12 protein-coding genes are annotated in these 13,775 nt (G+C 62.6%); 5 read left to right on the forward strand and 7 right to left on the reverse strand.

What is annotated here, in order from left to right; genetic code table 11:
- Window positions 1-90: 90 nt before the first annotated feature.
- The 4 genes from QM685_RS23995 to QM685_RS24010 all read right to left on the reverse strand — a co-directional run bounded on the left by QM685_RS23995 (window position 91) and on the right by QM685_RS24010 (window position 5,469).
- The gene (locus QM685_RS23995; RefSeq protein WP_415120113.1) at window positions 91-1,083 is read right to left on the reverse strand and encodes an aliphatic sulfonate ABC transporter substrate-binding protein; all 993 of its coding nucleotides are present in this window, start codon (window positions 1,081-1,083) and stop codon (window positions 91-93) included.
- A gap of 196 nt (window positions 1,084-1,279) precedes the next feature.
- On the reverse strand, window positions 1,280-2,671 hold the full coding sequence (locus tag QM685_RS24000) for an FAD-binding oxidoreductase (RefSeq protein WP_415120037.1): 1,392 nt from the start codon (window positions 2,669-2,671) through the stop codon (window positions 1,280-1,282).
- A gap of 16 nt (window positions 2,672-2,687) precedes the next feature.
- Complete coding sequence (locus QM685_RS24005; protein ID WP_415120039.1) at window positions 2,688-3,989, reverse strand: MFS transporter; 1,302 nt, start codon at window positions 3,987-3,989, stop codon at window positions 2,688-2,690.
- 49 nt (window positions 3,990-4,038) lie between these two features.
- Entirely contained in the window at window positions 4,039-5,469 is a 1,431-nt protein-coding gene (locus tag QM685_RS24010; RefSeq protein WP_415120041.1) for a sulfatase-like hydrolase/transferase, read from the reverse strand.
- Between the two features lie 140 nt (window positions 5,470-5,609).
- On the opposite strand from QM685_RS24010, the gene QM685_RS24015 reads away from it, so the two are divergent.
- Window positions 5,610-6,560 carry a LysR family transcriptional regulator gene (locus tag QM685_RS24015; RefSeq protein WP_415120043.1) on the forward strand — a complete coding sequence of 317 codons (951 nt, stop codon included), beginning with the start codon at window positions 5,610-5,612 and terminating at the stop codon, window positions 6,558-6,560.
- Between the two features lie 48 nt (window positions 6,561-6,608).
- Here QM685_RS24015 and QM685_RS24020 read toward each other — a convergent pair whose 3' ends face one another.
- A complete protein-coding gene (locus QM685_RS24020; protein ID WP_415120045.1) occupies window positions 6,609-7,055 on the reverse strand; it encodes a type II 3-dehydroquinate dehydratase in 447 nt (148 codons plus the stop codon).
- Window positions 7,056-7,059: 4 nt separating this feature from the next.
- Window positions 7,060-8,343, reverse strand: a complete 1,284-nt coding sequence (locus QM685_RS24025) for an MFS transporter (RefSeq protein ID WP_415120115.1) — start codon at window positions 8,341-8,343, stop codon at window positions 7,060-7,062.
- 187 nt (window positions 8,344-8,530) lie between these two features.
- Here QM685_RS24025 and QM685_RS24030 point away from each other — a divergent pair, with 187 nt between their 5' ends.
- The 3 genes from QM685_RS24030 to QM685_RS24040 all read left to right on the forward strand — a co-directional run bounded on the left by QM685_RS24030 (window position 8,531) and on the right by QM685_RS24040 (window position 11,606).
- The gene (locus QM685_RS24030; protein ID WP_415120047.1) at window positions 8,531-9,316 is read left to right on the forward strand and encodes an IclR family transcriptional regulator; all 786 of its coding nucleotides are present in this window, start codon (window positions 8,531-8,533) and stop codon (window positions 9,314-9,316) included.
- 405 nt (window positions 9,317-9,721) lie between these two features.
- On the forward strand, window positions 9,722-10,645 hold the full coding sequence (locus tag QM685_RS24035) for an alpha/beta hydrolase (RefSeq protein WP_415120049.1): 924 nt from the start codon (window positions 9,722-9,724) through the stop codon (window positions 10,643-10,645).
- A gap of 55 nt (window positions 10,646-10,700) precedes the next feature.
- The gene (locus QM685_RS24040; RefSeq protein ID WP_415120051.1) at window positions 10,701-11,606 is read left to right on the forward strand and encodes an NAD(P)-dependent oxidoreductase; all 906 of its coding nucleotides are present in this window, start codon (window positions 10,701-10,703) and stop codon (window positions 11,604-11,606) included.
- A 22-nt stretch (window positions 11,607-11,628) separates the two neighbouring features.
- Here QM685_RS24040 and QM685_RS24045 read toward each other — a convergent pair whose 3' ends face one another.
- The gene (locus tag QM685_RS24045; RefSeq protein ID WP_415120053.1) at window positions 11,629-12,525 is read right to left on the reverse strand and encodes an alpha/beta fold hydrolase; all 897 of its coding nucleotides are present in this window, start codon (window positions 12,523-12,525) and stop codon (window positions 11,629-11,631) included.
- A gap of 260 nt (window positions 12,526-12,785) precedes the next feature.
- On the opposite strand from QM685_RS24045, the gene QM685_RS24050 reads away from it, so the two are divergent.
- Complete coding sequence (locus QM685_RS24050) at window positions 12,786-13,727, forward strand: LysR family transcriptional regulator (RefSeq protein WP_415120055.1); 942 nt, start codon at window positions 12,786-12,788, stop codon at window positions 13,725-13,727.
- The last annotated feature ends 48 nt before the right edge of the window (window positions 13,728-13,775 follow it).

A 13,775-nucleotide genomic window follows, 5' to 3' on the forward strand; every position in this document is an offset into this window, starting at 1 on the left:
CGAAGCGATTGTCATATCCATTCGCTGGCCGCCGTACCGCGCAGCCGATGCGGCAGGGGCCTCGACTTGTTCCGTGCATCCGTCCGCAGGTTATACGCCGATCGCGACGGCCTGCTTTTTCCCGAAATCCCAGCGTTGCGCCAGCGCCGTATCGACGGGCGCCGGCAAAAGACCCGCACGCAGGAAGATGTCGGCAATCTTTTGCTGTTCGCCAAAGTTCGCCGCGTCGACAGCGCGAACCTCGTAGCTGCGGCGCGCGTTGGCGCGTTCGATCGTCGGGGCGTCGAGCCCCCACACCGGTGCAAGCAGATGCGCGGCATCCCGTGGAGACGACCGCACCCAGGCACCAGCGCCGCGCAACTGCTCGAACAGCACCGCCAGCACATCCGGACGTTCGGCGGCGAAGCGGCGCGAGGCCAGGTAATAGCGCTGGTAGGAAGCGAGACCGTTGCCATCTGCCAGTACTCTCACATCCGGATCCTGGTCGACCGATGCGACGTACGGATCCCACGTGACCCAGGCGTCTACGCTGCCGCGCTCGAATGCCGCGCGTCCGTCGGCGGGCGCGAGGTAGTGAATGCGTGTATCGGCAGGCGGCACCCCGGCCTGCGCGAGCGCTGCGAGCAGCAGATAGTGGCTCCCCGCGGCCTTGGTCACCGCGATGTTTTTGCCGCGCAGATCGCGAAGCGTGTGCAGTGGACCGTCGCGCTTCACGAGGATGGCCTGCGCGCCAGGGGAGGGCGCCTCCTGCGCAACGTAGACGAAGCTGGCGTTGGCTGCCTGCGCAAAAATGGGCACGGTGTCGGCGACGTCGGCACTGAAGTCGACGGCTTCGGCGTTGAGCGCCTCGGTCAACGGCAGTCCGCTGGCGAATTCGCTCCAACTGATGCGGACGCCCAAGGGCGCAAGCGCGGATTCGAGCGTCCCCCGTATTTTCAGGACCGTGATCAGCGTCGATGACTTCTGGTAGCCGATACGCAGATTTGTCCCGGTGGCCGCGGCGGGAGCGAACCGTGGCGCCGTTGCCGCGACGCCGACTAGCGCCGCGCGGATGAGCAACTGGCGGCGTGTGCGAGAGAACATGTCGAATCCGTATCCGATGAATGGCCTAATCCGCCATCGTAGGTTCGAGCGCCGACGCTTACAACGAAGCAATTCTGCTAAGGATCACCGGGTTTCGCGCATACCCGTCACCGGGGTCGTGATGCATGGCAAGCCCGCCCTGTGGCCGCGCGCCGATCCATTGCGCGCGAGAAAATCCGGTGCCGCCGCCGACACGTCACATCATCACACGCCCTACGTTAAGAATCCCGATCGGGTCCAACAGCGTCTTGAGCTTCTTCATCAATTCGATTTCCGGCTCCGAGCGGCTGTAATGCAGGAACGGCTCCTTGATCACGCCGATCCCATGTTCCGCGGAAATGCATCCTCGTGCATCGCCAACGGCCGCGTAAATGAGTTCCTCGACGCGATGCAGGTCCGCCGCATCCGCGTAGGGACCGGAAAGCAGATGCAGATTTCCGTCGCCGAGATGGCCGAAGAACAAATGCGTTTGATGTGGGAAGCGTTCGCTCAAGGCAGTTCTCACATCTTCTACAAAGCCGTCCATCCGGTCCATCGATATGCCGATGTCGAACGCCGCGTGAGGCTTGAGCTTCGACAGCAATTCACCGACCGTCTCGCGGTACGCCCACAGTTGCTTTGCGTGCTCGATGGTTTGCGCAACGATTACGTCCTGAACAATGCCCTCGTCGAGCATACGTTCAAGCGCTTGCTCGAGCACGCGCCGGTCGTCCTCATCGGATTCGCCCAGCGTTTCGATCAGCACATATACCGGATACGACTCGCCGAACGGCGCTTTCAGATGCGCAATGTCCGTGGCCGCGTTCATGAAGTCCCGCCACATCAGTTCGAACGAAGAGAGACCCGGAAGCCGGGCACGCATGGACTTCAGAAGGCGCGTCGCGTCGTCGAACGTCGCAACCGCGCACAAGGCGGTATTCACCGCCGACGGCTTCGGTTCAAGCTTGAGCACGACGCGCGTAATCACGCCCAGCGTGCCTTCGGAGCCGATAAAAAGCTGCTTGAGATCGACGCCCGTCGTGTTCTTCGTGACGCGGTTCATCATCGACAGCATCGTGCCGTCGGACAGCGCGACTTCGAGTCCGAGGATCAGCTCGCGCATCGTGCCGAAGCGGATCACCCGATTGCCTCCGGCATTCGTCGCCGCGTTGCCGCCGATCTGGCAAGTGCCGCGCGCGCCGAGATCGAGCGGAAAGAACCAGCCTTCCGCTTCGACGAACGTCTGCAACTGTTCGAGCGGTACACCGGCCTGCACGGTCAGTGTTCCGCCGATCCGGTCGAACGATTCGATCGCATTGACGCGCGCAAGCGACAACGCTACTTCTCCCACCTGCGGCGTCGCCCCGCCCGCAAGTCCCGTCAGGCCGCCCTGCACGACGACGGGCTGCCGATGCTTCCCCAGCACGCGCAACGCGCGTGCAACGTCTTCCGGCGTGCGCGGCAGCAACGTCATCCGTGGCCGCATACGCGGTGCGTCGCTCCAGTCTCCAGCGTGCGCATCGGCAACGGACGCGTCGAGCGACACACAATCCGCGCCCAGTGTTTCGACGAGCGCGAGGTGGAGCGCGTCCGTATCCTGTGAATTCATGTCTCCGGTCCCCTGTTCATTCCGTCACGCGTTCGATCTGCCCGCCAAAGCGGCCGACGAAGAGACCCGCAATCAACGCGATCAGCGCGACGCCCGTCAGGAAGATGCCAGGCGCTGTCGTCGAGCCGGTGTGATGCAGCAGTTGCGTGACGACCAGCGGCGTAATGCCGGTGAAAACGACCGTCGCGAGATTGAGCGACAGCGCAATGCCGCTGAAGCGGACGTTGGTCGGAAAGAGATCGGCGAGCAGATACGCGTATGCGCCATTCACGAACCCGCCGACAAAACCGATCATCATGAACGCGACAAACGGATCAATTCCATGCGCTGCGACGAGTCGATAGAACGGATAGCTTCCGAACAGCATGACGAGCGAGCCGATGCGATGCCAATGCCGCGGAGGCATCCGATCGCCGAGCCATGCAAAGAGCAGCAGCGAAGCCGACATCGTCGCGATACCGAGGTTCTGTCCGGCGCTGATTGCCGTGGGAGCGTAGTGCAGGACGGTCGTCAGGTACGACGGCAGCACCACGAAAAGCAGGCTGTTCGATGCATTCACAATGCCCGCCACGCCGACCCCGATCGCGACCTGCTTCGGGTAATCGGTCAGCACCTTCCTGAACGGGCGCTTGACCTTGTGACTCTTGAGCCGCTGATACTCGTTCGATTCTTCAAGCGACGTGCGCAGCCAGTACGAGACCAGTCCGATCACGCCGCCGAAGATGAACGCAATACGCCAGCCGTACGTGAGTACCTCGGCGGCGTTGAGCAGCGAGTGCAGCGCGAGGCTGATCAATGTCGCCGTCAACACGCCGGAATTCAGGCAGAAGATCACGAGTCCGCTGACGAGGCTCGCACGCGCCGGAATCTCTTCAACGACGTAAGTAATTGAACACGGTAATTCGCCCGCGAGGAAAAAACCCTGCGCGAGACGCAGCATAACGAGCAGCACAGGCGCCATCACACCAATCGACGCGTAGCCTGGAATCAGACCGATGCCGATCGTCGCCGCCGACATCGCGAGCACGGACACCAGAAAGATCACGCGTCGCCCGAAGCGGTCGCCGAGACTGCTCAGCACGATGCCGCCCAACGGCCGCGACACGTAGCCGATTGCGAACACGCTGAACGTGCTGATCAGCGACGCGAGCGGATCGGCGGCGGGGAAGAATTGCCGCGCGATTTCACGCGCAAACACGCCGTAGATGATGAAGTCGTAGATTTCCAGCGAGCCGCCGAGGCTCGCGAGTATCACCGTCTTCCACTTCTGTCTGATGGCTGGGCGGCGAGGAACTGCCGCAATGTCTGCTGAGGCCATCGAATTGTCTCCGTGATCGTTGTTGTCTTTCTGTCCCACGCAACGCGCGCTATTCGACGGGCACCGGCGTCGCGGCCGGGGTGCCCGTTCTCAGCGCCGCGTCTCTGCCGCCGAATGATTCGACCAGTCTGTCCTGATCGGCCTTGGCGGCGGCGTCGGCGGCCTCGGGGTCGACCAGCGCGCGCAGACGCTTTTCGAACCCGGCCAGCACCTCGGCGTAGTCGGCAAGTGGCGCAAGATCGTGCAATTCCTCGGGGTCGTTCCGCACGTCGAACAGCTCCGGCTTCATGCCGAGGTAATGGTGATACTTGTAGTGGCCATCCGCGAGCATATATGCGGCACTCTCCGAACCGACCGCGTGATATTCGCTGAATGCAAGCCGCTCACGCGCATCGTTTTCGCATGCAAGGCGTGCCAGCGACTCGCCCGGACCTTCGATCAGCGATTCATCGCAACCCGTGCGTTCGAGCAGCGTGTTCTGGATATCGACCAGCGACACGGGCGTTTCGCTCACCTTGCCTGCCGGAATGCCGGGGCCGGAGACGAGCATCGGCACGCCCGTCGATTCGCGGTACATCAAACACTTGTTCCACATGCCGCGCTTGCCGAGATTGTCGCCGTGGTCGCTGCTGTAGATGACCGTCGTCGAGTCGTCGAGTCCGCTCTCGCGCAGTGCCGCGAGCACCTTTCCCACCTGGGCGTCGAGGAACGACACCAGCGCGTAATAGCATGCAACGGCAAGACGCCGGCGTTCATCGCTGCCGATCGCGGCGTCGTGATCCATATGCCGCGCCTGACGCTCGACCCACGGGTGCCGTACATAGCCGGTCGACGGATGCAGCATCGGCAGGTCGAGCTCGCGTGGGTCATAGAGGTCGAGAAATTCCCGCGGCACGACCAGCGGAAAATGAGGCGCGACGAGTCCGACGAACAGCACCCACGGCTCGACGTCGCCAGCGTGCTCGCGTAGCCAGTCGCATGCCGTATCGGCGACGCGCATGTCGAAGCGGTTGTAGTCGGACGTGCCGGGTCCGATCTTGTCGTAGAGCGGCGAGCGGCCCATCGTTTCGGGCATCGGATTGCGCACCGAGCCCCACACCTGGCCGATGCCGTCGAGAATATGCACCGCGTGATGCTGCTGCCGAAAGCCGACTGGCGACGCTGCCGACTTGTAGTGCAGCTTGCCGATCGATTCCGTGAGTACGCCGCTCGCCGACAGATGCTGCGCCCAGCCCGGAGAACTGCCGTCGTAGGCGATCGCGTTGTCCCAGCAGCGGATGTCGTGGACATACCGGCCGGTCGCGAGACTCGCGCGTGCCGGCACGCAGATCGGCGATGGCGTATAGGCGTTGCTGAAGCGCGTGCCGCGTTGCGCGAGCGTGTCGAGCGCGGGAGTCTTGATGATCGGGTGTCCGGCGCAGCCCATCAGGTTGTGCTGATGCTCGTCGGACAGGATGAAGAGGACGTTGGTGGGTTTCATCGGCGTTGTCTGTGCGGCTCATGCCTGATTGCCGCGTCTCCTGCGAACCATAGTGGTGGAAGCGCGCATGACTTACAATTGACTTTTTTTGAGAAGCGCATAACGATTGGTTATTCGCTATCCACCAGTTCGACACGCTTATGGATCCGATCGAGCGATTTTTTCAGGCTGGGCTGAAGCTCAGTCATCTGCGCCTGCTCACGATGTTCGACAGCCTCGGGCAAATCCGGCTCGTCGCCGAGAAGCTCAATGTCACGCAGCCCGCCGTGTCGAAGCAGCTGGCGGAGCTGGAAGCGGGACTCGGCGTGCCCGTGCTGACGCGCGTCGGTAACCGCCTGTTCTTCACGCCCGTCGGCGAGACGCTGATGAAGCGGGCCCGCGAGGTGTTTCATCAGCTTGAACAGGCGCGTTTCGAAGTCGACGCGTTGACGAGCGGTATCTCGGGAAAGATTGCTGTCGGCGCAGTCGCGACCGTGATGCCCGTCTTCGCGCCCGAACTCGTGGTCGAACTGAAAAAACGCGCGCCGCATGTGAACCTGAGTTTCTACGAGGCCACCAGCGACCGCCTGTTTCCGATGCTCGCCGCGGGCGCGCTCGATTTCGTTCTCAGCCGCACGGGGCCGCCGCGCGCCGAAGCGGCGGCATTTGCCTCGCATGCTGTTCTGGATGATCCGATCGTCGTGGTCTGCGGGCGCGAGCATCCGCTCGCAGCGCGCCGCACGATCGGCGCTCCTGATCTCGCGGGCCTGCCGTGGATACTGCCGCCGCGCGAAGCACCGACGTTTCTCGCGCTGCAAGCCTGGATGCAGGAACGCGAACTCGAGTTTCCCGATGGCTGCGTGCAATCCATCTCCTTGCAGGCGAACGAAGCGATGATCGCGTCGTATCCGTTTCTCGCGCTGATGCCGCTCGCAGTCGCGCGGCGAGGCGTGAATCGCGAAAAGCTCGCCATCCTTCCGTTAGAAGGAACACGTTTTCTGGAGACGGTGCAACTCTTCTATAACCATGCGTCGGCGAATCCCGTCTTGCCCGTTGCGCTGGGTTGTATCGAGATAGCTGAAAAGCGGATCTCAACGGTGCTGCTCACGTAGGTGTCGCCATTCCGCTGAGCCCGCGTGCTTCGTAAAGGGGGAACCGGCTCAGGTCTGGTTGCCCCACAGATCGTCGATGGCGCGGATCGCCAGCAGGTATCCGTTTGCGCCAGCCCCGCAAATTACCGCGGTAGCCGCCACCGAAATCGTCGAATGACGATATTCCTCCGAGCGCCGATGGATGTTGGTGATATGCAATTCCACCACCGGCCGGCGGATGAGCTTGACCGCGTCGAGCACCGGAATCCGGCCGAATGAAAAGCCGGCCGGATTGATGATCAGCGCGGCGTCCTGCAGGAACGCTTCCTGGATCCAGTCGATCAGCTGGCTTTCGCTGTTCGTTTGACGAAATACGCAGTCGAACTCGAGGGCGTCGGCCAGCGTGAGGCAGTTCTGTTCGATGTCCTTTAGCGTGGTATTGCCATAAAGATGAGGCTCCCTCGCGCCCAGCATGTTCAGGTTGGAGCCATTGAGGATGTAGAGTTTGCGAGTCATGGTGTCAATGTGCGGAAGAGTGTTCCAGGGGCGTGTCTCGGGTTTCCCGGGATATTGCGATCATCAGGAAGGAGATCAGGTTCAGCGATCCGCAAACCGCGACGATGGCCCACGGCGAACCGTTAAAGGCAGTGAGCAGCGCCACGGCGACGATCGGCATCGGGCCGCCGGTGAGCAGGTTGGCTGCCGAGTACGACAGTGCGGACCCCGTGTAGCGCGCCTCGGTCGGAAATGACTCGGCGAACCAGACCGGCTGGATGCCGCTCTGGAACTGTGTGAAGCCGAGGAAGGCGCCCATCACGGCCATCGTCATGACGATCGAGTTCTGGTTGAGGATCGGAAAGTAGATCAGGCAGCAGATCAGCGTGCAGAACGAGCCGATCATCAGCGCGCGTTTGCGTCCGATCCTGTCGCTCAGATAACCGCCCGCCAGCGCGCCCACGATGGCACAGACATTCGCAACCATCAACAGCATGAAACCGGTCTGCTTCGGTACGCCGAGATGTTTCGTCAGATAGCTGAGTGAGAAAACCACGATCAGATAAAACAGCGCGGCCGGGCCACAGAAGAACAGCGTCAGGCGAAGCGCGGTACGCCAGTGATATTTGAAGACGGTGCCTAGCGGATTGGCGGCGCGCGTGGGAGCGCCAGTCTTTCTGAGCGCCTCGAAGGCGGGTGTCTCGCTCACCTTCCTGCGGATGTAGATGCCCAGCAGCACCAGGACAAAGCTTGCGAGGAACGGGACTCTCCATCCCCAGGAATCGAAGTCGTCCGATGAAAGCAACGCGGCCAGCGTAAAGAGCGAGAAGTTGGCGAGAATCTGGCTCAGTGGCGAGCAGATGCCAAGCAGGCCCGAATACCAACCACGTCGGTTGGCGGACGCATGCTCGACCGCCATCAGTTGCGCGCCCGTCGACTCGCCACCAAGCGCGAAACCCTGGATGATGCGCAGCGTCACCAGCAACATCGGCGCGAGGATTCCGACCTGGTGGTAAGTGGGCAGCAACCCCATCAGGAACGATGAAGCTCCCATCACCGACACGGTGACAAGCATCAGCTTGCGGCGTCCCCAACGGTCGCCGAGCATCCCGCAGATCACCGCGCCTAGCGGGCGTGCGGCCAGCCCTGCCCAGAAACTGGCCAGCGACGCGAGCAGCGACGCGGTCGGGTCCAGCGACGGGAAAAACAGCTTCGGAAAGATCGTGGCCGCGACCACGCCATACAGCGCGAAGTCGAACCACTCGAGCGCCGTTCCGACGGTGGCGCCCGCCACCGCCCGACGCGCCATCAAGTGAGCCTGCGCGGACTGTTCTTCGGCGGCAAGGTCTGAATCAGCAAAAAATGACATGTTGTCTCCTGAATGCTCCGTATGTTGAAACGTTCGTTTCTGGCGACGAACAGGTGCTATTGTTTGCGCTCGGAAAGCGACGCGTTCCGAGCCGGAACTGGATTTCACATAATGGAGATAGAGCGAAATGTCGCTCAAAAACGGCCTGAGAATTCTTGACTTCCTGGCGTCGCAAGCCGAAGGCGCGGGCCTTCTGGCCATTGCCGACGCTTTGTCGCTGCCCCGCAGCACGTGCCACCGTTTGCTTGCCGATCTCATCGAAGGCGGCTATGTCAGGCAACTGGTCGATCACAGCCGCTACATCCTGACGATGCGCATGACGTCGAACGGGCTGGAATTCCTGAGCCTGACGGGCATCGCGGATATCGCCCAGCCGATCATCGAACGCGTCGCCGCGCAGACAGGTGAGCTGGCGCGACTGTCGCTGGTGGACGGCGAAGCAATCATCTGGGTGGGGAAGGCGGACGGACAGCGCATCGGCTTTCGCTACGATCCCGACATGGGCCACGCAGCACGACTTTCATGCACGTCGACCGGACACGCATGGCTGATGACCATGACTGACGAACAGGCGGCCGCGCTGGTTTTGAAGCAGGGTTTTGGACAGCCGAATGAGTTTGGACCCAATGCGCCGACGACGCTCAAAGCGCTGCTGGGTTTCTTGCACGCAGCACGCGTGCGTGGCTATGCAATGATCGACGAAGTGTTTGCCCCGCGCATGTCGGCGGTGGCGGCCCCCGTCGTGAGCGGCTCGCGCTGCGTCGGCGTCATCAGTTTGGCCGGTCCGCGAGTCCGACTGACGGCCGGGAAGATTCACGAGTACTCGATACTGCTGCGTGAGGCGGCGAATGAACTGGCCCAACTGAGCAATATGGCGGGATTTCCGAGTCGGCCGCCGCTCGGCAAGGGATGACGAGATTCCGCCACCGTCAGCAATCCGCTACGTTGCTGACGTAGAGTGCAGCATGCGTCACTGTCGGCATTGGCCGATAACCGGTCGAACATGATTCGAGGCCGAAGACCCGTTACCCGAACACCCACCGCACGCAATTCCGTTGTACGGAACTCGTCACTCTCCAGAATTGACCGCTCAATGACACAGGGGCACGCTTCAACTGAACGTGACGGCACAGGTTCGAGTGCGAACAGGCAGACCGAGCGCACACATGAAGCGAACCAATCGCCAATAGGGAGAGAGACAGGTGATACCCCGTTTCAATACCGCAATATCGAATCGTCATGACGATTTCCGCGCTCATGCCGGGTATCGCGCCAGACCGAATCCCGCAACGACTCGACGTGCCGCGCAATAGTGTCCATGCCGCTCGATCCGGAAATTGCCGCGGTTCTGAAAGACCTTGAATACGCGCCCCCAATGGAGACTCTATCAGTCGACGCGCTCAGGAAGGCCCTGGCGTACCCGCCCCTCGACCGGCGCACGGCTGTCGGCGAGATCGTCGATTTCGATCTGCCGCTTGAGGGACGTGTGCTCGCGGCCCGCCTGTACCGGCCGCAAGTCACGCAGAGCGACGGCGTAACCGTGTTCTTTCACGGCGGCGGCTTCGTGATCGGAAATCTCGACACGCACGATCACGTCTGTCGCGATCTGTGCGCCGGAAGCGGCGCCGCCGTAATCGCCGTCGATTATCGGCTTGCGCCCGAGCATCGGTTTCCCGCCGCGGTCGACGATTGTTTCGATGCGGTGCACTGGATTGCGCGGCATGCCCGATCGCTGTCGCTCGATCCCTCGCGCATCGTCGTGGCCGGTGACAGCACGGGTGGCAACCTGGCCGCCGTGACCGCGCTGAGAATCCGCGAAGAAGGCGGCCCATCATTGCGAGCGCAGGTACTGGTTTATCCGGTGACCAACTATCATACGCCGCCGACCCGTTCATACATCGAGAACCAGTCGGGATATCCGCTCACACGTGCGGCGATGATCCGGTTCTGGAACGACTATGTCGCGAACGAGCGGGATGCGATTCATCCGCATGCCTGTCCTCTGCGCGCCAGGTCACTGGCGGGCCTGCCCCGCGCGTTGGTCGTCACCGCGGGATTCGACCCGCTGCGCGACGAAGGAGAAGCCTATGCGAATCGCCTGTTCGATGCCGGCGTGCCCGTCACGCTATGGCACTACGACCACATGGTTCATGGCTTCTTCCGGATGGGGCCGGCATGCACGGCGGTAAATGAAGCGTTGATACGATGCGCTGCCTGGATACGCCGCGCAATGGAACGATGAAGCATCTGTCCGCGGATGCATGATGATCTGATTGATAAACGGATTCGGGACTCGAATGGAAACAGTGAAACATATCGGTTTTCTTGGCCTCGGCCAGATGGGCGGCCCGATGGCCGAGCGGTTGCTGGGACAAGCGTTCCGCGTGCACGTATACGACCCGTCGGCGGCGGCACTGCAACCGCTCGTCGAAGGCGGCGCTGTCGTGCACGAGTCACCGCGAGCGGTTGCGGATGTGGCGAGCATCGTTTTCGCGTGCCTGCCAAATCGCGAAGTGTCGCTTGCGGTCGGTCTGGGGCCGGACGGCGTCGTGCATGGATCGGCGATTCGCGTGTACGTGGAGATGTCGACGATCGGCCAGGACATGATCGCGCGGATCGGCGACGGGCTCGCGGCGAAGGGGATCGGCATCGTCGATGCGCCGATTTCGGGCGGCGCGCCCGCCGCGCGCGCCGGGACGCTCGCAATGCTTGCAGCCGGTGAGCCGGCGCTCGTCGATCAGGTTGCGCCGCTGCTGTCGCTGATCGGCAAGGAGGTGTTCGTGATGGGCGAGCGCGCCGGCATGGCGCAAATCATGAAGATCGTGAACAACATCATCATGGCGACCAATCTCGTGGTGTGCTCGGAAGGGCTCGCGATGGGCGCGAAGGCGGGTCTCGATCCCGACATGATGATGCGCCTGCTCGATGCGGGAACGGGGCAGAGCTTCGCGTGCTCGAAGATACTCAGCCGGGCCGTGGCGGGACGATTCGACTACGGCGCGGCGCTGGCGATCATCGACAAGGACATGGCGCTTGGATTTGACGAAGCACGCCTGCTGGATGTCGCGGCGCCGACGATCCAGCGCGCGCGTGACGTCTGGCACGCGGCTTACGAGGCGGGGCGCGGCAGGGACGATTTCACGTCGATCCTGACGTTCATCGCGGAGCAGAACGGCACCCGTGTGCGAAGCGGGACCGCATGAAGCACACGCAACGCGCGACGGGTTACGGACAACGCCCGTAACCCGTCGCGCCGAGGCGACGCTTGCCGGCGGTATCGCCGGTGAGCGCGACCGGCGCATTGCGCGCGAGGAACTGAATGGCCGCCTGGCCGAACACATCATTGCGGTCGCCCGCCACCATATGTCCGGCGTCGGCGACGTTCACGTATTCCGAATGCGGGCAGAGTTCGAGAAATTCGCGGACACCCGCTTCGCTGACGACGTCGGAACTCCCGCCGCGCACCAGCAGCGTGGGCCGGTCCAGATTGCGTGCGCACGCCGAGAATCGTGCGTGAGACGTGCGCAGATCGGGGGGCGTGGCGAGGAATTGCGGGTCCCAATGCCAACGATAGCGTCCGTCCTCGCGCAAGCGCACGTTCTTGGCGAGGCCGTGAAGATTGCGCGGGCGAGGTTGCGTCGGACGGTATTGGCTGATCGCGTCGGCGACTTCCGCGAGCGAGCCGAAGCCGTTGGAGTATTGCTGCATGAACGTATGAATGCGCGCGACACCAGCGGGCTCGGCATACGGCACGATGTCCACGAGGATCAATGCGCGCGCGTCGAGGTGCCGTTCGCCGGTCGCAACGAGGCTCGTGCCGCCGCCCAGTGAGGCGCCGACGAGCACCGGTTGCGATGCGCCGAGCGAGTCGACGACACACTTGAGATCCCGCACCAGTGCGTCCTGGCTATAGTCGCCGTCGGGACTCCAGTCGGAATCGCCGTGTCCGCGCGCGTCATAGGCGACGGCAAAATATCCCGTTTTGCCGAGCAGTTCGCCCGTTGCGCCCCACGCGTGGCGTGTCTGGCCACCGCCGTGCAGCAGCACGACGAGCGGTCCGCTGGGCGGGCCCCATGTATCGCCTGCAAGCCGGACTCCGTCCGCGACTTGCCATGTGCGCATGGGTTCCGGTGTGCCCGGAAGGCGGCTTGCTGATTTCATGGGGGCCTCATGACTGGATCGACATGGGATGCTTGGCTCGTGGCGGCAATCGTGTCAACGCTATCGGTCGGAATGTTCCGTAGATTGAACGACGGGCGAAGTTCGTTGATCGAGGTTCGGATCGCGTCATGTGTCCCTGCAACCAGAAAAAACAGGCATCATCCGGACTACGTTGCCAGCAGGTTGCGACGGACAAGAAAATTCATCGCCGGGAAGGTTCAATGGATACGCTACAAATGATGCGGATATTCGTTCGCATCGCAGAGGAAGGAAGTTTTACGGCCGCGGCTCGACGGTTGGACATCACCAACGGCAATGCGTCGCGGGCGATCACGCAACTGGAGACGCATCTGCGTACGCGACTGCTCAACCGCAGCACGCGGCATGTCGCGCTGACCGAAGCAGGCAAACGCTATCTGGTGCGTTGCGAGCGGGTTCTCGCGTATATCGACGAGGCCGAAGCGGAAGCGGCGGATGCGCAGGCACGGCCGTCCGGAAAATTGCAGGTGCATGCCACGTCCAGTTTCGGTCAAACGTACGTGCTGCCGGCCGTCCTGCGCTATCGGGAACGCAATCCCTCGGTTGCCGTCGAGCTGACGTTGTCGCAGCACGTGCCGGACATCCTCGACGAAGGCTATGACGTGTCGCTTCAATTGAGCATGTCGGATCTGCCCGATTCGGGGCTCGTGTCGCACCGGCTCGGCGATGTGCATAGCGTGCTCTGCGCGGCGCCCGCCTATCTGCGTCAGCGTGGAACGCCGCGCGCGGTGCAGGAACTGCGCGGACACGCGTGTCTGCAGATTGTCTCGTCCATCTTCGCGCGCGATCGCTGGCATCTGGATGGACCCGACGGCCGGGAGATGTTCGAATTTGCGCCGGCGGACTTTCAGGTGAATACGATAGATGCGCTTGCGGTCGCGTTGCGCGAGGGGGTCGGAATCGGCGCGCTGCCGATGGCGACCGCGCTGTCCGCGCTGCGCAGCGGAGAACTGGTTCGCGTGCTGCCCGACTATCAGTTACAGAAACTGACTGCCTACGTACTGTATGCGTCGCGCCAATATCTCGATGCGAAGATCAGGACGTTCGTTGATTTTCTGCGGGAATTCGTACCGCAGGCGCTCATGGCCGACAAGGCCGCGTTACGCATACCCGACCGGCCTTGATCGAGGCGGCCGGTAGGGGGCGAATACGTTCGATGAACGGCGCGACGA

Source organism: Paraburkholderia sp. (genome assembly GCF_047605525.1).
Lineage (GTDB): Bacteria > Pseudomonadota > Gammaproteobacteria > Burkholderiales > Burkholderiaceae > Paraburkholderia.